This window comes from Saccharibacillus sacchari DSM 19268 (assembly GCF_000585395.1).
GTDB classification, from domain to species: domain Bacteria; phylum Bacillota; class Bacilli; order Paenibacillales; family Paenibacillaceae; genus Saccharibacillus; species Saccharibacillus sacchari.
Genome location: NZ_KK073875.1, coordinates 2577666 through 2602406 on the forward strand (window position 1 = coordinate 2577666; position 24741 = coordinate 2602406).

Below are 24741 nucleotides of genomic sequence, written 5' to 3' on the forward strand. Positions count from 1 at the left end.
TCGGTTCGTATTTCTTGTGTTCGATTGGCTTATTTATGGATGCGAAGTCCGCAGTAGTCCATCAGAAGTTCGCTGAACAGCATATTGGACCAGGAAAACCAGGGGCGCGTGTATTGATGCGGATCATTGACGGAAAAGCCTTCGTGCGTCAGCCCTGTATCGGCATCCGTATCGCGGATCAACTCCAGCAGGCGCAGCTTTTCTTCCCGCTCCTGCGAAGTCAGTCCCTGCATCGACAATGCGATATGCCAGATGTAGCCTTCCGGCGTATGCGGGCTTCCGATGCCCGAAGCGGCGGTTCCTTCATAGAAATAAGGGTTGGACGAGCTGAGGATGAAGCGGCGGGTGTTGAGATACACTTCATCGTTCTCGTCGACATAACCCAGATAAGGCAGGGCGAGCAGGCTCGGCACGTTGGCGTCGTCCATCAGGTTGTGATTGCCGAAGCCGTCCGTCTCGTACGCGTAGATGCGTCCGAACTCCGGATGCTCGACGATCGCGTGTTTGTCGATGCCTTGTTGAATCTCTTCAGCCAATTGGCGTGCTTGAGCCGCCAGCTCCTGATCGCCGTACACGGTTTCGGCGATCTCGATCAGATAACGCAGCGCCACGACTGCGAACATGTTGGACGGAACCAGATAGCCGTATTCGCAGCAATCGTCGCTCGGACGGAAGCCCGACCAGGTCATTCCGGTGTAGGCGGTTTCGCTGCCTTTGCCTTCGCGGACCAGCGTATCGGTTAGCGGCGCGTTCAAGCGCTGGAACGTATACGGCGATTGCGTCTCGTGATGCTGCTCGGTGCGCCAAAGTTCCAAGATCGTCCGGGCCGCTTCGCGGTACGATTCGTCGAACTGCGACGTGCGCCCGCTGTTTTTCCAGAGCAGATAGCTCAATTGAATCGGATACGCGAGCGAGTCGATCTCGTACTTGCGTTCCCAGATCCAATCGTTCATCTCGGTCAGGTCGTCTTGATGGCCGTTGCCGCTTTGCTGTTCGTTAAAAGCGTTTGCATAAGGGTCAAGGCGAATATACTGAATCTGCCGCTTGACCAGACCTTCGATCATGGAAGCGATCTGTTCGTCTTGCTGGGCGAGAATCAGATACGGTCTGACCTGAGCCGCGGAATCGCGCAGCCACATGGCGGGAATGTCGCCGGTAATGACGAAGGTCGTGCCGTCTTCTTTTTGCTGAATAGTAGTGAGCAGCGTATTGGTAAAACAATTTTCGAACATGCTGACCAATTTGGGCTGATCGGGCAGGTTTTGCCGGATGCGCTCGATCATGGTTTGCAAAGATTTCGGGATCGTGGAATGGTTGGGAACCGTCACGTTTCAGCCTCCTCGTAAAAGTTATCGTAAAGTTAATCGCTTTCATCATCCTAATTCGATTGTATTGTCATGTCAATATATTTATTCGATTAAACATCGATTTTTTTCTTTTTTAAAGAATAAATGATATATCATCCTGCATAAATTCTGCCTTGTTTTTCGACACAATTTGCATCTATGCGCAACAAAAAAGAGACCCGGGATTCCGGATCTCTTTTAGGGCGTGCCTTCAAGCCTCGATGGAAGCAGATTTTGAGGACACGCCCTAGACTGCTGCTCGATGGATAGCGCTCGATGAATAGCTTTGCTTTACTGTCGACCCGACGGCGTTTTGGCCTCCGCGACCGTCTTTCCCCGAACCAGCTCGGCCGGAAGCTCGATGCGCTGAACGACATGCTCCGTGCTTTTCATCAGCTCGATCACCATTTCAAAAGCCTTTTTGCCCATCTCGAATTGATTCTGTCTCAGATGCGTAACGCGGATATCATTCGGGTTCTCCGGGCTATCGAAGCAGATCAGCGACAGGTCTTCCGGAATTCGCCGTCCCAGCTTGGCGGCCGCCTGTTCCGCGAGCAGGGCAATCGGGTATTCGGCGGCGAACAACGCCGTGATCTCCGGATGCGCTTCCAGATGGCGCACGAGCGTATCCACGTCCGTCACTTGATCCTGCGGATCGAACGAGTTCGGCAGAGTGGATACCAGCGATTCGACCCACAGCTCCCGATTCACCAGCACGCCCTGCTCGGCATGCGCGTCGACGATGCCTTTGATCCGTTCTTCGATAGCCGTCGTGTTGATAGGCGGTTGGGTCAGAAAAGCGATATTCCGGTGTCCCAGCTCGAACAGGTGACGCGTTCCGGCCTTCGCCGCGCCGGCGTTATCCGTACTGACGGACGAGGCGGGAATGCCTTTCAGGAAGCGGTCGATCATCACGAACGGGAACTTGCCGATCACCAGCTTCAGAATCTCTTCGCTGAAGTATTCGCCCTGCGCCGGGAAAATGATCAGGCCGTCCACGCCCAATTCCAGCAGCTCCACGATATTGCGCTGCTCCTGCTCGGGCACGCCGAACGAACGCCGCAGCACCAGGAAACCGTCGTGCTCGCGCGAAGCTTCTTCCATCCCGTACACCAGCTCCGTGCCGTACATATCGCTAAAGTGGGTAATAACCAGTCCGATCATTCGCTTGCGGTTCGTCGCGGAAGAGCGACCGCTCTTTTTATCCGAAATGCCTGAGAGCGCCGCTTCTGCCGATTCCTGCGCAAGAGTAGGGTCGGCAAACAGCGCAGGATCGGCTACAAAAGAGCCCCGGCCCGGTTGACGGACGACAAGCTGCTGGGCGACCAACATTTCCAGCGCTTTTTTCGTCGTGATCCGGCTGACGCCGAACTCGTCGCACAATTCTTTTTCGGAAGGGACCCGGTCTCCGATCTTGTATTGTTGCAGGCGTATGCGTTCCCGCAAAGCTTCGAATATTTGCTCGTACATCGGCTTGGAGGCCGAATCATTCTTCAATGCAAGTACCTCCTCCAGAAAACCTTTTCTAGTCGTATTAGATTTAATATATCATGTTATATCAACAAAGGAAAGAATATCGTTTCATCCTTGTTCGATTCTTGAACAGTATACGCTTTTTCTGTAAAAAGAAAAACATGGGAAAGTTTGTGTGGGTGAGGGGGGTGGAGCGGGAAGCGAGAAGACTGCGAGAGAAATTCGTTCAATTCGCTGTCTCACTTGGAAAAGTCGATTGAAAGTTTGAGTTGAAGTTTTCCAAGTTCAAAGGCGTCTTGAACTGAATTTCTCTCTCCGTCTTCTCGCTTCCAGCTACGTTGGGGTTTGTTGAGGCTTAGGAATTTTAAATCTATTTATTTTTATAGAAAAGGAGGCTGTCGCATCCATGCAGAACGCTAACGAATCTTTTGAGAATCGGCATCCTTTTCAAGCTGACATCAGTCCGAACAAGCCTTTCTTTTACGAAAACGACGGCTCCGATATTTGGCTTCGTGTTCCGAGCGAATTCAGTTTTGAAGAAAACTATAATCATCTGTCGACGGCAACTAATGAATCGCTGTATACGTTGCGGGAAGGGCGGATTTATAAGGCGATTGCTGTCGGGGAGGAAGATACGGTTGTGGAGATTGCTGCCGAAGGCGAGCATTATTTGCGTATTCGCTTTATAGAGGAGCCTCTGGTCGATAGTTCGGCGCTTCGCGAAGGCGTTGCTCGATACGTGCATGACTGGTTCGATTTGGGTACGGATCTTAAGCCTTTTTACGAGATGGCGGCTGGAGATCCATTGCTTAAAGAGGCTGTGGTTTCTTTTTACGGGCTGCGCAATATGGGCATTCCTGATTTGTATGAAGCGATTTGTTGGGGGATTTTGGGGCAGCAGATTAATTTGGGGTTTGCTTATACGTTAAAAAGAAGGTTCGTCGAAAAGTTCGGCCGCTTTATCGAGCGCGGGGGAGAGCGGTATTGGCTGTTTCCGACTGCCGAAGATATCGCGGTATTAACGCCGGAGGATTTGTCCGCGGCGGGCATGACAACGGTCAAAAAGTGTGAGTATCTTGTCGATACGGCACGATTGATCGCGAGCGGGGGACTGACGAAGGAACAACTGCTGCAAACCGGCGACGTGAAGCAAGCGGAAAAAAGGCTGGTGCAAATCCGCGGCATCGGGCCGTGGACCGCGCATTACGTGCTAATGCGCTGCTTGCGGATGCCGGATGCTTTTCCGATCGACGACGTGGGGCTGCATCATTCGATCCGGCATGTGCTGGGACTAGACGCGAAGCCGAGCAAAGAACGTATTCTGGAACTTTCCGCCGGATGGACGCTGTGGGAGTCGTACGCGACATTTTATTTGTGGCGGTTTTTGTATTGAAGGTTGGAAAATCGTGGAGCTTATGCAGCGGAAGCGGTAAAATGAAGTTAAGCGTTTACACGGAAGGGGAGTCTTCTATTGGATCAACTGGATCAACAAGCAGCGCGCCGGGCAGCCAACGAAATGCCCGAAGGAACGCAGGTCGTATACGGGGATTTTGCAGAAGCCGGAACCTACTATTCTTGCACGTATCGCCCGGATGTCGCCTATGCGACGCATGACGGGATCGACAGAAAGCTTCAGATCATCACGCCGCACCGGGAAGGGTATGCCTTTCCGCTGATCGTTTTTATTCAAGGATCGGCTTGGCGTCCTCAGGACGTCTACGCCGGGATTCCGAATCTGTCGCAGATCGCGGCCAAAGGTTATGTGATCGCCAGCGTCCAGATTCGGGATACGGACATCGCGCAGTTTCCGGCCGCGCTCGAAGACGTGAAAAGCGCGCTCCGGTTCATGAGGCAGCACGCGGACGAATACGGCGTCGATCCGCGTCGCGCAGCCGTCTGGGGCGACTCGTCGGGCGGGCATTTGTCGCTGATGACGGGACTGACGATCGGCGAATATAACAACGGCTTGTGCGGCGAGCAGTCGGACGAAGTGCTGGCGGTAGTCGATTATTACGGCGTCTCCGATCTGCTCACTTTAGGACGCTACAACGATATTCTCGATCATGATGCCGCGGATTCGCCGGAAGGACTGCTGATCGGCGGACGGGTCTCGGAGAACGAAGAAGCCGCGAAAAAGGCCAGCCCGATCCACCAGGATCTGAGCCGCGAGCTTCCGCCGTTCCTGATTATTCACGGCGACAGCGACAGCATCGTGCACGTGAACCAGAGCGTCGAGATGTACAAAGCGTTGAAGTCGCATGGGCAAAACGTTCTGTTTTACAAAGTAGCGGGTGCGGATCACGGAACGGGCGTGTGGAATCCGCAGGTGCTGGACATCACGGCCCAATTTTTGTCGGTGCATCTCAATCGTCCGTTCACTCAGGCACCCTTTCAACACGAGGTCGATTGACCGATGATAAACAGAGAGCGGGAAGAAGTCATTAGAGTCCATGTCATCACGGCCAAAGCGCTGCATCTGAACAACGAACACGGCGATTCCGTCGTTATGATCCCTTTTACGGGACATGCGACGGGAACGTATTTCGAAGGAAAGGTGCTGGACGGCGGCGTGGATACTCAGATTATCGAACGTAACGGTCGACATCGCCTATCCGCCCGTTATATGCTGCGAGGGACGGATCACGCCGGGCAGGAATGCGAGCTGTATATCGAAAATAACGGAGAAGTCGATCCCGCGCTGACGGACGTGCTGTTTCGTACGTCGCCGCGAATTGTCACCAACAGCCGCGCGCTTGCTTTTCTGAACGACAGCGCGCTGATCGGAGAAGGGTTCCCGGCCGAGTCGGGCGTCGAAATCCGGATCTACCGCGAAGGATGATCCGGGCGGAAGTTTTATCATTCGAAGGGGTGGAGGCTTTAAGATGACAAGGTTTTGGAAAAGGAAAATTGCAGCAGTGTCCACTCTCTTGTTGCTGGGCTCGTCGGTCGGAACTTCCGCGTCGACTTGGGCCGAATCGGGCGATTATCCGCCGTTCGAAACGGAGGTTATCGTCCGGACGGTCAATCAATTTACCGACAAAGAAGACGTCGAAGCTTTCGTCGAACAGGCGGAGCGCTACGGCGTCGACGTGATCAGCATGAACGTGAAGCAGGACGAAGACGACGAAGTGCCTTCGGGCCAAGTCTTTTACCAGAGCGACATTGCCCCGATCGCCGACGGTTACGAGGATTTCGACGCTTTGCGGGAGGTCGTGACCCAGGCTCATGCGGCCGGGATCAAGGTTCATGCCTGGATTCCGCAGTTCCATGATCAGGAGGCTTTTCTGAAAAACGAGGCTTGGCAGATGCAGTCGCTGGTGGACGGGAAACGGACGCCTTTTACCGGATCGAACGGCAGCGAGTATTTCGTCAATCCGCTTCATCCGCAGGTGCAGCAGTATGAACGATCTATCGTCCGGGAAGTCGTCGAGAACTATTCGGTGGACGGAGTGACGCTGGATTGGATTCGTTTTGACGACTACAACATGGATGTGAGCGATTATACGATTGCCCAGTATAAAGCTAAATTCGGCTATTCGCCGCTTACGATCGACTTCGATAAAGATTCGCCGCAGCGCAGACAGTGGAACGAGTGGCGAACCGACCGTATTGGGCAGTATGTGAGCGACGTGCGTCAGGATATTTCCCGTTCTACAAACCCGGATGTGCAGCTTGGCGTGTACGTTCTGCCGCCGGAGTTTACCGAAGTCGGGCAAAACGTAGCCAAATTCAAACAGCACGTCGATTTCATCGCGCCGATGGCCTACTTCGACGATTGGGGCTTCAAGAGCGAATGGGTGTACGGCAGCGAATCCGGCATTTTAAAAGACACTCGCGACCGCCTCGCCGGGACGTCCGCGCAGATCGTGCCGACGCTGGATCAGGATTGGACGGATGAAGATTATCAGGAAATCTACGCAGGCATCCGGCAGAACTATCCGAATGTAAACCGCTTATCGTTCTTCGCCTACGGGGCATGGACGGAGGATGAGCTGGCGGCGATCGACGAACGCACAGGCTGGCCGTCTTCGGGCGAAGAAGACTATGCCGCGAAACTGCCGGAAGACTGGAGCGCCAGAAATATCGGTTCGATGCCGGGAAAAGTCAGCTACAGCGCGTCCAAAAAGCAGTTTACGCTCAGCGGCAGTTCTTCGGATGTCTGGGGTGATTCGGATCAGCTTAATTTCATCTACCAGCCGTTAAAAGGCAACGCGGAGATGATCGTCCAGGTGAAGTCGGTCAGCCGACTGGATGACTGGGCGAAGGTTGGTCTCTCGATCCGGGAATCGCTGGCTGCGGACGCCAAACATGTCGATATGGTACTGACCCCGAAGAACGGAGCATCGTTCCAGTATCGGGAGAAAACGGCCGGGGATACGGTCGATCGCACCGCCGAAGCGTCCGTTCCGGGTTGGTTGAAGCTGAGCCGTCAGGGCAACACGTTCGTCGGCTCCTTTTCTACAGACGGTAAACGCTGGGAGCGGGTCGGAACGATCAGGTTCGCGATGAATACTCAAGCCTATATCGGCCTTGCGCTCAGCAATCCGGGCAAGGATTCGGCCGGAAAAGCCGTGTTGGGTAACCTCATCCACAAATAATAAGGGAGGCGTTCGCATGTCCGGCAAAATCCGTAAGATCACGCCCAATCTGTGGTTCAATTTTCAAGCCGAGGAAGCAGCCAAGCTCTACACGTCCCTGTTCCGGGATTCCCGCATAAACCGCGTGACCCGTTACGGTAAAGAAAGCTATGATCCGACGTCCGAAGGCAAGGCGATGACCGTCGAATTCGAGCTGGACGGCCAGTACTTCATCGCGCTTAACGGCGGTCCCGAATTCAAGTTTACCGAAGCGATCTCGTTCGTCGTGCATTGCGAAGATCAGGCTGAAGTCGATCATTTCTGGAACGGGTTGTCCGAAGGCGGAGACGGGAAAGCGCAGCAATGCGGCTGGCTTAAGGATCGATTCGGCGTCTCTTGGCAGATCGTGCCGACCAAGCTGAACGCGCTATTGGCCGGCGGCGATCCCGACCGTGCCGGTCGAGTCATGAAAGCTCTGCTTCAGATGCACAAGATCGATATTGCCGAATTGGAGCGGGCATACGAAGGTTAAAGAGGATTTTGACTCTTTCTGTTTTCGATTTCTGCTCCTATGGTTCTCCCGGTTTCTTTAGGGAGAGCCATTTGTTTTTTTTGTGAAAAAACGACCGGAATCCGCGTCGCATAAGGCTTGCAACCTACGGTTGCGAAGCTGTGCAACGGATTCGTTCTTTATTATGCGCCGGAACTCCGGCATGCTAAACTCATCCCTTGCAGAAAGGCAGTTGTTCTTATGATCTTCTCGGAAAAGCTGAAAGCGGAACGCGCAAAACGAAACTGGTCGCAAGAGGAATTGGCGGAAAAATTGTTCGTCAGCCGCCAGTCGGTATCCAAGTGGGAAACCGGTCAGAACTATCCGAGCATCGAAGTGATTATCAAGCTCAGCGATTTGTTCGAAGTGACGATCGACGAACTGCTGCGAAGCGATGAGGAGCTGAAGCAAAAAGTGATCCAGGAAAGCAAAAAGTTGGCGCATCCCAGATTGAAGTATATGTTCGACGTCGTTTTCTTATTGGGTGCCGCCCTGCTGGCGCTCAAAATCGTTTTGTTGATCGCGAGCCGTTTGACGGAGTGGGAATTCGAGGTGTTCGGCGGATCGTTCCTATGGAACTTCGGACCGTTGATCCTGATGGTCGGCGGCGGAGTAGGCTCGGGGATCTTAAAGGAGCAGTACAAGAAGGAGTAGTTTTAAAGAGCAGGAAGAAATCGCGTGCGCGGTGCTGTAGGCGATAGAGACCGGCTTTACGACGGAGAGCACGCTGTTTGCGGACGGCGGGTATACGATGATCGGAATCGCAAAAAAATCTGCTCCACAGTCGTATCCGCGACATGGAGCAGCCTCTTTTTGTTCAGAGCGTAAGTCTTCTTAACGGTTAAAAAGCGCCGAATCTCCCGCCCGCCGCTACGCCTCTCGGCGAAATGCGTTCGATCTCCGCCAGATCATCCGTGCTCAGCTCGATCTCCAGCGCACCCAGGTTCTCGCGCACGCGCTCCAATCTTTTCGTCCCCGGGATCGGCACGATCTGCTCGCCCTGCGCTAATAACCAGGCCAGCCCAAGCTGCGCCGGCGTCACGCCTTTTTCCTCAGCCAACTGCTCGATTAAAGCCACGACCGCCACGTTTTTCGCAAAATTATCCCCCTGGAACCGCTCGTAATACCGACGGTAATCGTCCGCAGGCAAATCGTCGAACGTCTTGATCTGCCCCGTCAAAAATCCTCGACCGAGCGGACTATACGGAACCAATCCGATCCCAAGCTCCTTTAACACCGGTAGCACTTCATCTTCGACTTCACGACTCCACAGCGAATACTCCGTCTGAACCGCAGACAAAGGATGCACCGCATGCGCGCGCCGAATCAGCTCAGCCGGAGCTTCCGACAATCCGATATACCGAATCTTGCCCTGCTGCACCAGATCCGCAAGCGTCCCGACCGTCTCCTCAATCGGCGTATTCGGATCAGGCCGATGCTGGTAATACAGATCGATATAATCCAGCCCCAGACTATACAAGCTGGCATCCACCGATTTCTTAATATAAGCCGGATCACCCTTCGGCCCCTGCGTATGCGTCACCCCAAACTTCGTCGCCACAATCACTTCATCCCGCCGCCCGCGCAGCGCCCGCCCAACCGTCTTCTCATTCCCGCCAAACTGCCCCGATACAAAATCCCCGTACAAATCCGCCGTGTCGAACATCTTCACGCCCAAATCCAACGCCCCGCGAATCGTCTCTACCGACTCTTCCGTATCCGGCATCATCATCGTCCCCAGTCCAATCCCCGATACTTCAAGCCCTTGCGATCCAAGCTTTCTTTTCCCAACCATATCTGTTCACCTCTCGTCTCTGCGGACAATCTTTCGACCCCGCGAATACACTCATCCTACCCCCTTCCCAATCCCCTAACCACACTACGCCTATACAGGTAACACCATTAACAGGCAAAAAAACTTCTTGACTGTTCACTCGAACAGTTTTATATTAAACACACAAACTGACTGTTCGATCAAACAGTTTTCGGTTTAGCATTGAAGAGAGAAACAGCAAAAGATTGAGGTCGAATGTTGTAGAGTCGAAAAATGCATTCTTTTAACTAACCAACCGAAGAAAAAATCCAAACCAAATTGAACAGGGATATGTTCCCCCTACCCCAAAAAAATTTAAAATCCTACTCTTGAAACGGCGAAGCAAGCGGAGGGAGAAATTCAGTGAAATACAGGGTTTCGAAGAAAACCTGCGGTAACATATAACGCTATGTTGGCCTTTGAACCCGGAAAGATTCCTTATTCAAATCCAATCCCTTTTCCGAGTGAGACAGCGTCTTGAACGAATTTCTCCCGCAGCGCCCCGCCCTTCAAACGAATAGGATTTCCCAAAGGAGACACTTATGCCAAAAGAAGACGAACGTAAACTCGCCATCATGCAATCCGCCTTCACCCTATTCGGCCAAGTCGGTTACGCCAAAGCCTCCATGAAAGACATCGCCGCCAAAGCCGGAGTCGCTCAGGGCCTGATCGGCTACCACTTCGGAACCAAAGAAACGCTGCTCGTCGAAGTCGTCCGCGAATGGATGATCAACCGCGGAATGAAAGCCGCTTTCGCGCAGATCGACACCCAGGCGTCTCCGCAGGACATGCTTGAGCAAGGACTCCGCCACGTCGCCGAATTCCGCAAATCCAATCCGGAATGGTTCATGCTGCTGGTCAGCCTGTGGTCGGAGAGCGCAGGCAACGAGAAGCTGGCCGCCGAACTGCTCGGCATCTACAAAGAAATGAAAGCCGGTATCATCCAGGTTATCGACCGACTGGAACTTCCCATCGAAGCGCATGAAAAAGAACTTCTCGCTTCGCTGATCCAAGCCGTATTTGACGGGCTAACCCTGCAAGCGCCAACGCTGCTCAACGAGCAACCTTTTTCCTACGAACAGATCTCGCAAAGCATCGGCTGGATTCTCGAAGGCATTCAATCCCGATCTTCCAACAAAGGAGACTAATCCCATGAACCAAAACCTGATCCGCGCAGAAGGCCTGTTCGTTCTTGCCGCATCCGCCACGCTTTATTTCATGAACGGCTACGGCTGGCTCGCTTTCGTCTTATTGTTGTTCGCCCCGGACTTGTCCATGATCGGCTACGCTTCCGGCAATAAAATCGGCGCCTACGTTTACAACGCCGCGCACACTTATACGGTGCCATTGCTGCTCCTGCTGCTGGGCCTGATCTTCCCGACCGCATGGCTGACCATTATCGGTTTGATCTGGACCGCACATATCGGACTGGACCGGATGATGGGCTACGGCCTCAAATACGCTTCCGGTTTCAAAGATACGCACGTGCAGCGGCTGTAGGGTTTGATCCGACTTCAAGCTTCGCCGCATCTTTTACTCCGACAAGGTGTTGGCCTTGTTCGCTTCCGCCAACACCTCAGCCCCGCCCGCATCCAAAAATTCCTGCACAAAGTCATCGAACTCCGCAAGCGGACGTTCCCCGGTAATAAACGAAATATACGCCCGATTACGCAGCGCGATCAGCTCTTCGCTATTGCGAACAAGCGACGGAGTGGAGACTTCCAACGCATTATAAATCCCGTCCTGATCCAGATGCAGCGTCGCGGCCCATTGCTCGCGGCGCTCGGTCGGCGGGTAGGGAACGGTCATCCCGATATTCGCGCCGATCGTATTCAGATAGTTGGCGTATTGGTCGTAAGGCGGCAGCGTCACCACATCCTCCCGCGTCGGTCCCGCCCAGTTCCAATGCTTGCCGATGATGCCGTTTTTCAGCGTTGCACGTTCGGCTTCATCCGGATTGGCGCTGACATCGTCGAGGATTTGCAGAATTTTCTCCAACTTGCCGGGCTCCTTCGTCGCATTTGCTCCAATAGCCGTAAAACTCATCAGCATATCGTAGGCTTTAGAGCCGCGTTTGCCGTCCGGACCGCTGAACGGGCGCCCAAACGATACTTGAGCATCCGGGTTTTTCGCTTGCAATTCCTTGACGTTGTAAGTCGCTTTTACCGGAGTTTCCACGCTTGCCCCGCGAGCATCCACCGTCCACGCCCGGTAATCCCCGTCATCGATCCAATGATAATAATTGCCCATCGAGGTCATGCCGATTCGCCCGTTGATAAAAGAATGCGAAAGATGCTTATATCCGCCTTTGTTTTCTCCGGTAATAAACTCGGGATCGATCACGCCGTCCGCGTACCATTTTCGCAGATAGCCCAGCGCTTCCTTCATTTCCGGCTCCAGCGCCCCGATCACCAACTGCCCATCCTTGTCGCTAAAATAAAGCTGATCCGCAAACGCGACCTGCCCGAAAGCGCCGAATACCACGTTCATGCCTTCCAGCGATAACCCGTATGTATCTTTAACGCCGTTTCCGTCAGGGTCTTCGTTCGCGAACGCGTAAATCACCTGCTCGAACTCCTCCAGCGTGTCCGGCACGTCCAGCCCCAGCTTGTCCAGCCAATCTTGCCGATACACGACCGGAATCCGGTAAGCATTCGTCGGATTCACGACCGGAATGCCGTAGATGCTGCCGTCGATCCGACCCTGATCGGAATAATCCGGCGCATATTTACGAATGGCAGCCATCAGATTGGGCGCATAGCGCTCCAGCGTCTCCTCGGGAATCTCGGCGAGCAGCCCTTGCTGCTGATATTTGAGCAAATCCTGCGGCTGACGAATACGCAGCAGATCCGGCGCGCCTTCCTGTGCCAGCTTCAGATCCAGCAGCGACTCGTAACGGTTGTTTTCCAAATTCCAGATATCCAGATCGACGTCATACTTTTGCTCCACATAACGAATCATCTCCGCATCCTCGGGGACGGGGAGGTTTTGATGCATCGTCCAGGAAATGTTGAACTTCGGGGAGACTTCCTGAGCAGCCGCTTGTTCTTTCGATCCGTCTGCATTTCTTGCGCAGCCGACCAGCAAAGCCAAGGCAGAGACTATCGTGATATAAACCGCCAATCGTCGCAGCAGCGTCCTGTTCATCGTTATCCCCCTTTTATTCAACCGATTCCCGTACTCCGCAGCGATCCGACCTATCCCGTCACTCCGGTTAAGCCTGCTTCCGACTTTCCCGCAAATAGTTGCCCGGCGTGCAGCCGTAAGCTTCTTTGAATTTCTTGATAAAATACGCCGTGGTGCTGTAACCGACGGCCCCGGCAATCTGTTCGATCGTCGCTCCGCCGCGTTCGATCAGCTCTTTTGCCGTTTCCATCCGTCTTTTCGTCACATATTCGGTATACGTGACGCCTAGCTCTTCCTTGAACAATCGGCTCAAATATTTCGCGCTGATAAACACGTTCGAAGATACGGCTTCCAGCGACAGATCGTCAGGAAGATGCTCTTCGATATACTGTTTAGCCGATTCCAGCGTATCCTTCGCCCGTTCGCTGCTGCGCTTTTCGGTTTCGGCCAAAAACGTCCGTACCGAGTCCAGCAGCCATGCCCGGAATTCATCGATATGCGAGAGCGCAATATACTGTCGATGCAAGTCCGGATGACCGCCGCCCGGCTGCTTGTAGCGAATGCTTTTCAAATAATCGGAAAAAGCGAAGACGGTGTTCGACAAAATAAAGTGACAGTAGTCCGCCGGATAGTTGCCTTCTCGCATCGCTTCAATCAATGTGTCGATCGATTCGGCAATTTCGTCGAATTGACGCCCCGGCAGCTTTTCCCGGAACCGTGCAAGAATCGGCTGCGGAAGTTCGTCTTGGCTGTCCTCGCGCTCCGCCAAAGAATCTTCATGCAGCAAAGGGCGTTCAGGCAGAAAATACGCATATTTAATCCGGCTTTCCGCATCGCTTCGGCTCGTATGCAGCTCGTCCGGCTTCATCACTTCGCGTCCCCAAGCCAGCTGAACACTTACGTCCGTAAACTCTTCGCAGGCGTTCAGGAGGCGATCGGCCAAGGTACGCATCCAGTCTTCGTCGCAGGTTGCCGTTTTCGCGAAGGCATCGTCCGGATATTGAACTTCCGTTCGTGCCAGAATAGCTGCAATCTTCTTGTCCGGAAGCTCTTCCGCCACGATCAAAATCCCGGGCAGCCGCATGTGCTCCAGCATTAAGGCGATATCTGCGCGAGTGGTCGCCGCCCCGTGTTCCAACTTTTCGCGAGCTCCCGGTCTTCTATGGATATGCAGCAGCAAACAACGGAATCCGTCGGCTTCGCCGAATAGATTTTCGACCAGCGTCCGTTCTTTAATCGATTGTTCCGCCTGATCGCCCTGAAGCAGCTGCAAGATCATATTGCGCTTCACGATCGGTCCGGTGGCTCGAAGGTTCTCTTCCAACGTGCTGACCTTTTCGTTCAAATGATGCACGGCCGTGTTGATAATCCCGTATTCGTTCGCGCCCGTATCGGACTGTCCGGTCAACTGGCGAATATTGGCGACGAGGCGTTTGAGCGGGCTGTAGATCAGCTTGGTCATCACCCCGGACAGCAGCAATCCGATCAGCAAAGCTACCGCGGAGATCGCCAGCACGAGTCGTTGCGTCGCTAGCGATTGTTCTTGGAAAAAGCTATGCGGCGTGGCGCTGTAAAGCGTCCATCCCGTGGTCGGCAGCGGCTCGTGGAAGATCGTATACGCGTCGCTATTGATCGGCAGTCCGGCTGAGGCTTCAGTTTGTGCGGTTTGCTGCCGTAGATCCGCCGAGCCTTCCGTCCCGATCGCCAGCTCTCCCGAAGCGCCCAGCGACCACGTCTCTTCATATTGAAAAGGCAGCATATTGCGGATAATCGCTTGCACGGATTCTTCTTTGACATCAATAGCCACGATCAGATCGCTATCCGCGCCGGACGATTGAAAAGGATAACTGTGCGCGTACGTCATCAGCTTTTGCCCGCCGTTCTCCGAAAATTCCGAAAACACATCCTCAGGAATGATGCGAGAGCCGGTCCACATTCCGCTGGCTTCCGATATCGACATGCTTGCGATCCAGTCGGTCTGTTGCGGCATATTGCGTTCGCGATGATTCCGGTCAACCAGTCCGTGCAGCGAAGATAGCATCGCGCCGCTCTGCGGATCGTAGAGATGAATCGCTTCGATCAGGTCGGGTTGGGCAGACACTTCGGCCTTCAGCAATTGTTGCAGCTCCAGCAGGCGGGACGGATGATTTTTCCACGAGTCGCCCTGGAACTGCCGCAGATCCGACGTCCGGTCCAGCGCAAGCCCGAGAACCACTTGTTGCACCCGCTGGAACACTTCGGAGTCGATCGTTTTTGCCGTATTCGCGAGAGTCGCCTGATTGCGATCCTGCAATTCCGACATGTACCGATTGGAGGAATAGATATAAAACACCGAACATAGCGAGAGGACGATGACCAGAACGACGGACAGATAAGACACGGCCAGACGGGCCCAGACGGAATTTCGTTTTTTCATCGTACACTCTCCTCCCGCGTGGGATTATACAGGCAAGGTTGCAGAGTTGTTCGGGATTTTTGTAAGGGGATTGTTAAATGCATAAAATTCGACGGATTTCCGCGCAAAACCTCCCAAAATGCTATAAAGGCGAAATCGTTCCATTGCCGAAAATGACTGCCGGATGCTACATTTGCTGCGATTCGAATCGAAAACACAAGCGAATACCTAAACGAAGAGGAGCAACTTTACCGTGAAAAAAAGAACCCTAAAACAAATGCTGGTCGTCGCAATGGGCTTCGCCATCCTTTCCAATACCGCAGTCGTGCATCCCGCTATCGCGGCTACAGATGCTTATGAGATCCAAGTTCCGTCGCAGCCTGCTTGGGGGTACTTCGCCGATTCGTACAAAACGAACAGCGGCGACAACCAAAGCATCGAAAGCAACGCCGCGCTCGGCACGCTGTCGGAATTCTTGAAACTATGGACGCCGGGCAGCACATGGAACAACGGAACGAAGCTGCAAGAAGACGTACTTAACTATAATATTCAATACGTCGTCGACCTGGCGGCAACCCGCACGGCGGCTGACGAAGAACTGGCGTACCTGGTTGACCGTCGCGGACAAACCTACAGTGCAGTAGAAGGACTGGGCGCGCTGACGGACGTCTACCGCGAGCTGAGCAAAACGACAACGTCGATCGACGGCGTAGCCGCAGATGCAACGACGAAAAAATACGATGACGAAGACAGCACCAACAAAGGCGGCGATTCCGAATCGTCCCTGGGCAAAATGGTCGATCTGATCGGCGTGGTGCGCGGCAACTACGCATCCACGAATCCGTCCAAGACCTTCTTCCAATATATGCGTCCGTATCGTTGGGTGAACATGCAGGAAGGTACGACAGATAACCGGATCGTCGTTCCGACGCTGGTTCCCGCGATCAGCACCACTCCCGAAAAAGACGGCGGTTTCCCGAGCGGCCACACGAATGCGTCTTACCTCGCTTCGTTGTCGCTGGCGTATGCGGTGCCTGAACGTTACCAAGAACTGCTGACCCGCGCTTCGGAAATGGGCGACAGCCGGATCGTGTCCGGCATGCACTCGCCGTTGGACGTTATGGGCGGACGTGTGCTGGCGACAGCCTTGGCTGCGGCGACGCTGGCCGATCCGGACAACGCCGAGCTGAAGCAGCAGGCGTACGATCAAGCGCATGACGTCCTGTTGAAAGAAACCGGCACGACCGAAGACCGCTTCGCCGACTACGAGCAAAACAAAGCGGATTACATGCAGCGCCTAACCTACGGCTTCAAGCAAATCGGCGATACGACCAAACCGATGATCGTGCCTAAGAATGCGGAAGTATTGCTGGAGACTCGCCTTCCTTACCTGAGCGACGAACAGCGCCGCGAAGTGCTGGCAACGACAGGCCTGGAATCGGGTTACCCGCTGCTGGACGATCCGGAAGGCTGGGGACGCCTGAACCTGTTCGAAGCGGCAAACGGCTACGGCGCATTCAGCGGCAACGTGACGGTGAACATGGATGCAGCTCAAGGCGGATTCCATGCGGAAGACCTGTGGCGCAACGACATCTCGGGCGCGGGCAAGCTGATCAAGCAGGGCAGCGGCAAGCTGGCACTGGCAGGCAGCAGCACCTACACGGGCGGAACGGAGCTTGCGGCGGGTACGCTTGAAGCGCAATCGGCAGCGGCGTTCGGTATGGGCAACGTCGTAAACGGCGGCACGATCATCGAGAGCGTCGAAGGCCCGCGTCTGCTGACGATCGGCGGAGACTTCACGCAAGCCGCGAATAGCGTGCTGGAGATCGGCGTAACCGGAGCGGACGACGGCATCGAAGTTGCAGGCAAACTGAAAGCCGACGGTACGCTGCGCGTAAACTTCGTCGACGGCTACGAATTCGCGAAACGCGATCTGACGCTGATTACGAGCGGATCGATCGAAGGCACGTTCGATAAGCTCGAAGTCGTGGGAATGCCGGGGGATTATAGCGCGAAGTTAAAATACGAGAGCGGAAAAATCGTGCTGGCGTTGAGCGAGAAGAAGTAATTCAAACCAGCAAAATCCTGTTCGTTAGGGAGGCTTGGCGGCGCTGCGGGGGAAATTCGTTCAAGACGCTGTCTCACCCGGAAAACTTGATTGGAATTTTTAGTTGAGGTTTTCCGAGTTCAAAGGCCAACATAGCATTATATGTTACCGCAGGTTTTCTTCGAAACCCTGTATTTCACTGAATTTCCCCCTCCGCTGAAGCTTCACTCAGCAGAAGATTTTTAAGTTCGAATAGCTTCTATATCTAGCTGGTAAGGGCGAACTTCTCGCTCTTTGGGGTGGGTAAGAAAAGAAAACTAAAAAGAAAAATTCAAAACAAGAAAAGCCCGTCGATTATGACGGGCTAATGTGTCGAGAAAATCAAACGTAGCTGGAATCGAGAAGACGGAGAGAGAAATTCAGTGAAATACAGGATTTCGAAGAAAACCTGCGGTAACATTCAGCTATGTTGACGCCTTTGAACTCGGAAAATTCCTTATTTCAATCCTATCCATTTTCCGAGTGAGACAGCGTCTTGAACGAATTTTTCTCGCAGTATTCTCGCTTCCCGCACCCACGTAACTTTCTCGACACCGTAGGAGCCCGTCAATTTATGACGGGCTTTTCTTGTTTTAACAGCACAATAAAATTAAAAACCCCCGGCTTTTGGCCAGAGGATTGTAGTCGAAATAAATATTGAACGTCGCGATTTCCTGTGATACGATGGGAGAACCGCTATGAACATTTAGAAGGAAATATAGTTATTGCATCTTATCTATACTTTAATATTAGCACGGGTTCCGGCGGATTGTCAAACGGTTTTTCTCCAAAATCGAATAAGGGAGTGGACGGGGAAATGATCGAAGCGAGAGAGTGGGAACAAGAGCAGGAACGATTGAGCGAAGTCAGTGCCAAGCTGGAAGACAGAATCGGGGAGATCGAGCCGGAGATCGAAGGGTTGAACGAGCAGGCTGTCGATATTCGGCGCAAGTTCTGGGAAGAGGTCAGCGTCAGCACGAGCACGAACGAAGACTTCGAAGAGAGCGTATACAGCATCGAGCAGCAGGAAGCGTTGTTGTCGGAGCGCGAGCGCAGTCATCAGAACAAAGTGCGGCAATATCATAAGTTGAAACGATTATTGGAGTCTCCGTATTTCGGGCGGATCGATTTTCGGGAAGACGGAACCGGATTCACGGAGTCGGTCTATATCGGGGTGTCTTCGTTCGTGGACAACGACGGTCTGGAGTTCCTGATCTACGATTGGCGGACGCCGATTGCCAGCCTGTATTACGATCATTCGCCGGGACGCGCGGATTACGAGACGCCGAGCGGCAGCATCTCCGGCAACATGGAACTGAAGCGGCAGTATCAGATTCGGGATCGGCAGATTCTGAACGTATTCGATACCAGCGATACGATCGGCGACGAGCTGCTTCAGCAGGTGCTGGGCGGCGCGGCGGACAATCGGATGAAAAGCATCGTGGCCACGATTCAAAAAGAACAGAATGCGATCATTCGCGAAGATAAAAGCCGGATGGTCATCGTGCAGGGCGCGGCGGGCAGCGGCAAGACGTCGGCCGCGCTTCAACGGGTCGCGTATCTGCTGTACAGTCAGCGGGATCGTCTGCGTGCGGATCAAGTCGTTCTTTTTTCGCCCAATCCGATGTTCAACGGCTACGTCTCCACGGTTCTGCCAGAACTTGGCGAAGAGAACATGAAGCAGACCACGTTCCAGGAGTATTTGGAGCGTCGTTTGGGACAGACGTTTGCGCTCGAAGATCCGTTCGATCAGATGGAATATGTGTTGTCGCAATCGGCCGATCCCGGTTACGAAGCTCGGTTAAGCGGGATTCGCTATAAGGCGTCTTCCGACTTTTTGCAGGAAATGCAGCGGTATGTCGAGGGTTTGGAGCACAGCGGCATGAAGTTCCATGCGCTGACCTTCCAAGGCCGCGAGCTGGTAAGTGCACAGCGGATGCATGAGCTGTTCTACAGTTACGATGCTTCGCTGCGCACGGCCAATCGGGTAGCCAAGCTTCAGGAATGGTTACTGGCTGAAGTAAAGCGGCTGGAACAAGAAGAACAGTATGCGAAGTGGGTCGACGAAGGATTGAACTACATCGATACCGAGCAGTACGAAGAAGCATACGGCGAGCTGCATCAGGAGCGGCATGTGTTCGATTTCTCCGAGCAGTATGCGGCAGCCCGGGCGAGATTGAACGGTACCAGACGTACGGACGAAGGCGACTTCGATTTTTCCGAGCGTCAAGAAGCCTGGCTGCGCAAAGATCTGGTGAGAGAAGCGTTCGAACCATTGAAGCGCGGCGTAAAGCGAATGACGTTCGTCGACGTGACCGCGTTGTATATGCAGTTGTTTGACGAGGAGCAAAGTCTGGAGTCTGATCGGGTTTCCAGTGAAGCCAAAGCCTCTGCATTGCCGCCTGACTGGAACGGGATCGGCCGACAAACCCGAACGAAGCTGGAGCGCGGCGAACTGTACTGCGAAGACGCGACTCCCTATCTGTATTTAAAGGAACTGGTCGAAGGATTATGCAGCAGCTCGGATATCCGGCAGGTATTCGTGGATGAAGGCCAAGATTATTCCGCGTTCCAATATGCGTTTTTCAAAAAGATGTTCCCGCGTGCCCGCATGACCGTGCTCGGCGACTTCAGCCAGGCGATCTTTACGCAGTCCACGGAACTGTCCAGTCCAGACTCGCCGCTCGTTAATTTGTACGGAGCCGCCGATACCCGCGTATTTCGCCTGAATCGCAGCTATCGTTCGACGCGGGAGATCGTGGAGTTTACGAAGGCGCTATTGCCCGAAGCCGCGGATATCGAACCGTTCGACCGCGAAGGAGCCAAGCCGCTGCTGATCCGGGCTGATTCTCCCAAGCAAAAAGCCGAACTTATCGCCGCCCATCTCAAGCAGCTTCAAGCCGAAGGCTTCGACTCGATCGGCATTGTCACGCGCACCGCCGCCGAAGCCCGTGAAGCTCTGGAACGGCTCAACGCCCAAGGCTGCCAAGACCTGCAAGGGATCACCAAAACCACTCCCGAGTTTAAAAAAGGAACGCTGATCCTCCCCGTCTACCTCGCCAAAGGCGTGGAGTTCGACGCGGTATTGATCTATGACGCGTCCGCGAGCGCCTACAACCGCGAGTCCGAGCGTAAGCTGTTCTATACCGCCTGCACCCGTGCTATGCATCGTTTGACCCTGTTTACGGACGGAGCCCCGACTCCCTTTATCGCAAGCACGAACCCGCGCTTGTACGATTCTGTACCCGCCGAACAAGCATAGGGTTTGCACAATCTGCTGTCGAAGCATAAGGGCAAGCTGCAAAGGATAAGAATTTGGCCTCACCGTCCCGATAGCCAAAAAACCGATACCGTTTTATGACGGTGTCTTTTTTTGGCTTTGACGTCGCCAGGTAAACGCCGCCAAAGCGCACGCCTGACGTTTTGTTTTATAATGAAAGCAGAGGTTTAGCCGACAAAACGATCCGACAAGGAGAATGAAACGCATGCCGACCATACTGGTGGCTGACGACGACGCGAATATTCGCGAGTTGGTCTGCCTGTTTTTACATAATGACGGATTTACGACGGTGGAGGCTTCGGATGGACAAGAAGCGCTGGATTTGCATGCCCGCGTACCGGTTGATCTGGTGGTGTTGGATATTATGATGCCGGGCATCGACGGTTGGGCGTTATGTCGGGAGCTGCGGCGGCGAAGCGCGGAGCTTCCGCTGCTCATGTTGACGGCACGGGGCGAGACTTGGGAAAAGGTCAAAGGATTCGAGCTGGGTGCGGACGATTATCTGACCAAGCCTTTTGATCCGTTGGAGCTGACGGTGCGCGTGCGCGCGCTGCTCAAACGATCCCGGATCGGCGCGGACAAAGCGGTGCGAATCGGAAGTCTGGCGCTTGATCGGAGTACGTATAAAGTCACCGTCGGAACGGAATCTTTTACCTTGCCGCTCAAGGAGTTTGAACTGCTGTACACACTGGCGGGAACGCCGGGTCAGGTCTACACGCGGGAGCAGTTGATCGAGCGGATCTGGGGATTGGATTATGGCGGAGACAATCGGACGGTGGATGTGCATATCAAGCGTCTGAGGGAGCGCTTTGCCGACATGGGCGGGTTCGCGATCGAGACGGTGCGGGGACTGGGGTACCGATTGGAGGCCGAAGAATGATTCGCTCGTTGTACACGCGGGTTGTGCTGATCTTCCTCGTGTCGGTGATCGGAGGGACGATGCTGGCTTTTTTTATCGCGACTTGGGCTTTTCGCGATCAGATGAACGAGAATCTGCAAATTCCGCTGACCCAGTTCGCGCAGGATATCGGACGCCTGTATGAAGAGATGCCGACCGAAAAGGCGAACGAATTCGTCAGCGGAATGAATCAGTTGGGTTCGTACTATATCCGCATGTACGAAACGCCAGACAAGTTCCGTGCTTACGGGCAGCCTTCGCTTAAAGAGTTCGGAATCGACGAAGAGCTGGTCCGGCGAGTGTTGGCGGGAGAATCGGTCAGGGTAAACACCAACGGCATCACCATCGAATTGATCGGGATGCCGTTCCGCACGGATAAAGGCGTTGAAGCCTTGTTTATCGAGCCGGTCGGATCGGCTTCCGCGCCTTTTATCATCAAGTGGCTGCTGAATTTCGCGACGTATGCGCTGATCGCGGGGAGCTTGGTCTTTCTGGGAGCGGCGGCTTTTGTCGTACGGCCGATCAAGCAGCTTACGCGAGCGACGCGGCATATTGCGGCAGGCGACTTCAACGTCAAACTGGATATCCGGCAAAAAGGCGAATTGGGCGAGCTGGCACGCAGCTTCGAAGCGATGTCGAGCGATTTGCAGCGGTCGGAGGAGATGCGGCGCGACTTCGTATCGAACGTATCGCATGAGGTGCAATCGCCGCTTACCTCGATCTCCGGATATGCGCTGGCGCTCAAGCAGTCCAATCTCTCGGAGGATCAGCGCAGCCGGTATCTGGATATCATCACCGCCGAGGCGAACCGCATGTCCCGGATGAGCGATAGTTTGCTGAAGCTGAGTTTATTGGAGTCGAAGCCGCAGCTGCACCGCTCCGAGTTGCAATTGGACGAGCAGATTCGCAGGATCATCATTGCGCTGCAACCGCAGTGGTCAGTGAAAGGCATTCGTTTTGAATTGGATCTGCCCGTTGTGCGCATGATCGGCGATGCGGATCAGTTGGGGCAGATATGGACGAATATTATCGGCAATGCGATCAAGTTTTCGCCGGATAACGGGGAGATCGCGGTGACTCTTTCCCGGGATGTCGTGAACGCTGCCGTCCGGATCGCCGACCAGGGGATCGGGATTGCGACGGAGGATCAAGAGCGCGTATTCGAACGTTTTTTCAAAGCGGATCGTTCTCGCAGCCGTAAATACGGAGGCAGCGGCATGGGACTGGCGATCGTGCGGCAGATCGTGTCGTTGCATCGCGGAAGCATCGAAGTGGAGAGCGAGCCGGGGCGCGGTACGACATTTACGGTGACGCTTCCGCTGGATTCGCCGGAGCCGTCTTCGGATCGATAGGGAGGCGGGAGGAGCATCCGGCCGATCTTTTTTCCGAGTTCATCTTGCGTTCATATTGTCGTCACGAGGCGTCCATGATCGCTTGCTATCCTTATTCGTACCTGCTGAGGAAGCAGCGGGCAAAAGTTGACTACGAATAGGAGAGACCGACATGGACAAAATTCAACATAAAGTCGACACCCCTCATAAAAAGAAGAAAAAATGGCCGCGCGTCTTACTGACGACTTTGGGCATTATCGTCGGAGTCATTGCGTTGTTCTTCATTACCGTATTTGCCGTCGATCAAATCGCGACGCGTTCGGAAGCAAGCAAAATCCAGCCGTACGGCCAAACGGTAGCGGTGGACGGCAAGAAGATGAACGTGCTGATTCGGGGAGAGGGCGAAGAGACGATCGTGCTGCTGCCCGGCTACGGAACCGCGGTACCGGCGCGCGACTTCGAGCTGCTGATCCGCGAGCTGGAGTCCGACTATCGAGTGATCGCCGTGGAACCGTTCGGTTACGGGTTAAGCGACGAGACCGACAAAGAACGGACAACGGCGAACATCGTCGAAGAAGTTCACGAGGCGCTTGGGCAGTTGGGCGTGGACCGCTACGTGCTGATGGGACATTCGATCGCGGGATTGTACGGCATCGAATACACGCAGCGCTACCCGGACGAAGTGATCGCATTTGCGGGGATCGATACGAGCGTGCCTAAGCAGGGCGGCATGGACGCGGAACTGCCGGAAGGATTGTTTACCTTTTTACGCGAATCCGGCATGATGCGACTGCTGACCAAGGCGGGCGGAGATCCTTATGAACAACTCGGCTACGACGCGGAGATGAGCAAGCAGATTCGCATGATCACGAATCGCGTGGGCAATAACCCGACCATGATGAACGAGATGCGTCATATTTCGGCAAACTTCGGCGCGGCGCGGGAAGCCGATGCGCAATTCTCGGCCGGTCTGCCGCTGATCCTGTTCGTGAACAAAGAAGATGCCGAGGTGGCGTCTTGGACCGAGCTGCATCAAGAGCAGGTTGCGCATGCCGAGCAGGGCAAGATGGTGGAGATGAACGGGGGACATTATCTGCACCATAAAAATTCGCCGGAAATCGCGAAAGAACTTCGGGCATTTTTGGGAGAGATCGAAGCTGCGCAGTAATCGTGCTATCCGATAAAAATGAGAAAGGCGACCGGGAATGTAATCTCGTGTCGCCTTTTCGCATGAGGTAAAAAAGTTTGCGGCACATCGGGATAAATGCTTGTTCGCAAGCTTGGCGAGAAGCGTTGGATTCGGTAATATAGAACTGTAAACCGGTTCCATTTCTTAAAATGAATGACGAGGAGGAGGTATGCGATGCTAGCCGTAATCGAATCAAACGGAGACGGATATAAAGCCCGATTCGAACGTCGCCTGACACACCCCGCCGAGCAAGCCTGGACGTATCTGACGGACAACGAGCACTTAAAGCAGTGGTTTCCCGAATTGCAGGTCAAAGACCTTCATTTGGGCGGAATCATCCGTTTTGATATGCAGGATGGCACATTTGAAGAACTGCGAATTGTCGGCTTTAAGGAAAGCTCCGTGCTGGAGTACACCTGGGGAGAAGATCGGGTCCGATTCGAACTGTATCCCAAAGCGTACGGAAGCCGACTCGTGTTGGTGGAGACGATGGCTCAGGTGACTCTGCACACGCCGAAGGATCTTGCCGGTTGGCATGTGTGCCTTGATGTCATTGAAGCGCTCATGGACGGACGAACGATAGAATCGCGTAAAGATAATTGGGAAAAGTGGTTTGGAGAGTATCGGACGCTAGTGGAGACGAGGGTTTGAAAAAAGGCTGCCGTTGCCGGCAGCCT

At 54.0% G+C, this 24741-nt stretch carries 19 protein-coding genes; 14 read left to right on the top strand and 5 right to left on the bottom strand.

Translation table 11 applies throughout. The features are described 5' to 3' along the window. Positions 1 to 29: 29 nt before the first annotated feature. Together SACSAC_RS11075 and SACSAC_RS11080 are read right to left on the bottom strand one after the other, a co-directional pair. Positions 30 to 1283, bottom strand: a complete 1254-nt coding sequence (locus SACSAC_RS11075) for a glycoside hydrolase family 125 protein (protein WP_037292660.1) — start codon at positions 1281 to 1283, stop codon at positions 30 to 32. A 354-nt stretch (positions 1284 to 1637) separates the two neighbouring features. Next, positions 1638 to 2843: a GntR family transcriptional regulator gene (locus tag SACSAC_RS11080; RefSeq protein ID WP_245608621.1), complete on the bottom strand. Its 1206-nt coding sequence runs from the start codon at positions 2841 to 2843 to the stop codon at positions 1638 to 1640. A gap of 382 nt (positions 2844 to 3225) precedes the next feature. Between SACSAC_RS11080 and SACSAC_RS11085 the strand changes: the two genes are divergently transcribed. From SACSAC_RS11085 to SACSAC_RS11110, 6 genes are all read left to right on the top strand, one after another. Further along, complete coding sequence (locus SACSAC_RS11085) at positions 3226 to 4212, top strand: DNA-3-methyladenine glycosylase family protein (RefSeq protein WP_084778011.1); 987 nt, start codon at positions 3226 to 3228, stop codon at positions 4210 to 4212. Between the two features lie 78 nt (positions 4213 to 4290). Then, the gene (locus tag SACSAC_RS11090) at positions 4291 to 5229 is read left to right on the top strand and encodes an alpha/beta hydrolase (RefSeq protein ID WP_245608622.1); all 939 of its coding nucleotides are present in this window, start codon (positions 4291 to 4293) and stop codon (positions 5227 to 5229) included. A 3-nt stretch (positions 5230 to 5232) separates the two neighbouring features. Continuing rightward, positions 5233 to 5658, top strand: coding sequence for a DUF3237 family protein (locus tag SACSAC_RS11095; protein ID WP_037286242.1), 426 nt, complete (start codon positions 5233 to 5235; stop codon positions 5656 to 5658). 76 nt (positions 5659 to 5734) lie between these two features. Continuing rightward, complete coding sequence (locus SACSAC_RS11100; protein ID WP_037286244.1) at positions 5735 to 7417, top strand: family 10 glycosylhydrolase; 1683 nt, start codon at positions 5735 to 5737, stop codon at positions 7415 to 7417. A gap of 16 nt (positions 7418 to 7433) precedes the next feature. Further along, entirely contained in the window at positions 7434 to 7928 is a 495-nt protein-coding gene (locus tag SACSAC_RS11105; RefSeq protein ID WP_037286247.1) for a VOC family protein, read from the top strand. Between the two features lie 219 nt (positions 7929 to 8147). Then, the gene (locus SACSAC_RS11110; RefSeq protein ID WP_037286249.1) at positions 8148 to 8600 is read left to right on the top strand and encodes a helix-turn-helix domain-containing protein; all 453 of its coding nucleotides are present in this window, start codon (positions 8148 to 8150) and stop codon (positions 8598 to 8600) included. Positions 8601 to 8787: 187 nt separating this feature from the next. Here SACSAC_RS11110 and SACSAC_RS11115 read toward each other — a convergent pair whose 3' ends face one another. Next, on the bottom strand, positions 8788 to 9741 hold the full coding sequence (locus tag SACSAC_RS11115) for an aldo/keto reductase (protein ID WP_037286252.1): 954 nt from the start codon (positions 9739 to 9741) through the stop codon (positions 8788 to 8790). Between the two features lie 560 nt (positions 9742 to 10301). On the opposite strand from SACSAC_RS11115, the gene SACSAC_RS11120 reads away from it, so the two are divergent. Together SACSAC_RS11120 and SACSAC_RS11125 are read left to right on the top strand one after the other, a co-directional pair. Beyond that, complete coding sequence (locus SACSAC_RS11120) at positions 10302 to 10907, top strand: TetR/AcrR family transcriptional regulator (RefSeq protein ID WP_037286256.1); 606 nt, start codon at positions 10302 to 10304, stop codon at positions 10905 to 10907. Between the two features lie 4 nt (positions 10908 to 10911). Further along, entirely contained in the window at positions 10912 to 11259 is a 348-nt protein-coding gene (locus SACSAC_RS11125) for a DUF4260 domain-containing protein (protein ID WP_037286258.1), read from the top strand. A gap of 33 nt (positions 11260 to 11292) precedes the next feature. On the opposite strand, the gene SACSAC_RS11130 is transcribed toward SACSAC_RS11125, so the two are convergent. Beyond that, positions 11293 to 12906: an extracellular solute-binding protein gene (locus SACSAC_RS11130; protein ID WP_037286260.1), complete on the bottom strand. Its 1614-nt coding sequence runs from the start codon at positions 12904 to 12906 to the stop codon at positions 11293 to 11295. A 67-nt stretch (positions 12907 to 12973) separates the two neighbouring features. Next, positions 12974 to 15301 (bottom strand): helix-turn-helix transcriptional regulator, encoded by a 2328-nt coding sequence (locus SACSAC_RS11135; protein WP_037286263.1) that lies wholly within the window; start codon positions 15299 to 15301, stop codon positions 12974 to 12976. Between the two features lie 271 nt (positions 15302 to 15572). On the opposite strand from SACSAC_RS11135, the gene SACSAC_RS11140 reads away from it, so the two are divergent. The 6 genes from SACSAC_RS11140 to SACSAC_RS11165 all read left to right on the top strand — a co-directional run bounded on the left by SACSAC_RS11140 (position 15573) and on the right by SACSAC_RS11165 (position 24715). Next, positions 15573 to 17348 (top strand): acid phosphatase, encoded by a 1776-nt coding sequence (locus tag SACSAC_RS11140; RefSeq protein WP_245608735.1) that lies wholly within the window; start codon positions 15573 to 15575, stop codon positions 17346 to 17348. 835 nt (positions 17349 to 18183) lie between these two features. Continuing rightward, positions 18184 to 20628, top strand: a complete 2445-nt coding sequence (helD, locus tag SACSAC_RS11145) for an RNA polymerase recycling motor HelD (protein WP_037286270.1) — start codon at positions 18184 to 18186, stop codon at positions 20626 to 20628. A 223-nt stretch (positions 20629 to 20851) separates the two neighbouring features. Further along, positions 20852 to 21526 carry a response regulator transcription factor gene (locus SACSAC_RS11150; RefSeq protein ID WP_037286274.1) on the top strand — a complete coding sequence of 225 codons (675 nt, stop codon included), beginning with the start codon at positions 20852 to 20854 and terminating at the stop codon, positions 21524 to 21526. Then, on the top strand, positions 21523 to 22896 hold the full coding sequence (locus SACSAC_RS11155) for a sensor histidine kinase (protein WP_037286276.1): 1374 nt from the start codon (positions 21523 to 21525) through the stop codon (positions 22894 to 22896). Before SACSAC_RS11150 ends, SACSAC_RS11155 begins: the two co-directional genes overlap by 4 nt. Positions 22897 to 23047: 151 nt before the next feature. Next, entirely contained in the window at positions 23048 to 24043 is a 996-nt protein-coding gene (locus SACSAC_RS11160) for an alpha/beta fold hydrolase (RefSeq protein ID WP_037286277.1), read from the top strand. Positions 24044 to 24238: 195 nt separating this feature from the next. Then, positions 24239 to 24715 (top strand): SRPBCC family protein, encoded by a 477-nt coding sequence (locus SACSAC_RS11165; protein ID WP_037286280.1) that lies wholly within the window; start codon positions 24239 to 24241, stop codon positions 24713 to 24715. The last annotated feature ends 26 nt before the right edge of the window (positions 24716 to 24741 follow it).

Coding starts and splice junctions, on each gene's coding strand:
- SACSAC_RS11075 (WP_037292660.1), bottom strand. CDS start 1,283: ATGATCGAGCGCATCCGGCAAAACCTGCCCGATCAGCCCAAATTGGTC.
- SACSAC_RS11085 (WP_084778011.1), top strand. CDS start 3,226: ATGCAGAACGCTAACGAATCTTTTGAGAATCGGCATCCTTTTCAAGCT.
- SACSAC_RS11095 (WP_037286242.1), top strand. CDS start 5,233: ATGATAAACAGAGAGCGGGAAGAAGTCATTAGAGTCCATGTCATCACG.
- SACSAC_RS11105 (WP_037286247.1), top strand. CDS start 7,434: ATGTCCGGCAAAATCCGTAAGATCACGCCCAATCTGTGGTTCAATTTT.
- SACSAC_RS11110 (WP_037286249.1), top strand. CDS start 8,148: ATGATCTTCTCGGAAAAGCTGAAAGCGGAACGCGCAAAACGAAACTGG.
- SACSAC_RS11115 (WP_037286252.1), bottom strand. CDS start 9,741: ATGGTTGGGAAAAGAAAGCTTGGATCGCAAGGGCTTGAAGTATCGGGG.
- SACSAC_RS11120 (WP_037286256.1), top strand. CDS start 10,302: ATGCCAAAAGAAGACGAACGTAAACTCGCCATCATGCAATCCGCCTTC.
- SACSAC_RS11125 (WP_037286258.1), top strand. CDS start 10,912: ATGAACCAAAACCTGATCCGCGCAGAAGGCCTGTTCGTTCTTGCCGCA.
- SACSAC_RS11130 (WP_037286260.1), bottom strand. CDS start 12,906: ATGAACAGGACGCTGCTGCGACGATTGGCGGTTTATATCACGATAGTC.
- SACSAC_RS11135 (WP_037286263.1), bottom strand. CDS start 15,301: ATGAAAAAACGAAATTCCGTCTGGGCCCGTCTGGCCGTGTCTTATCTG.
- SACSAC_RS11140 (WP_245608735.1), top strand. CDS start 15,573: ATGGGCTTCGCCATCCTTTCCAATACCGCAGTCGTGCATCCCGCTATC.
- helD (WP_037286270.1), top strand. CDS start 18,184: ATGATCGAAGCGAGAGAGTGGGAACAAGAGCAGGAACGATTGAGCGAA.
- SACSAC_RS11150 (WP_037286274.1), top strand. CDS start 20,852: ATGCCGACCATACTGGTGGCTGACGACGACGCGAATATTCGCGAGTTG.
- SACSAC_RS11155 (WP_037286276.1), top strand. CDS start 21,523: ATGATTCGCTCGTTGTACACGCGGGTTGTGCTGATCTTCCTCGTGTCG.
- SACSAC_RS11160 (WP_037286277.1), top strand. CDS start 23,048: ATGGACAAAATTCAACATAAAGTCGACACCCCTCATAAAAAGAAGAAA.
- SACSAC_RS11165 (WP_037286280.1), top strand. CDS start 24,239: ATGCTAGCCGTAATCGAATCAAACGGAGACGGATATAAAGCCCGATTC.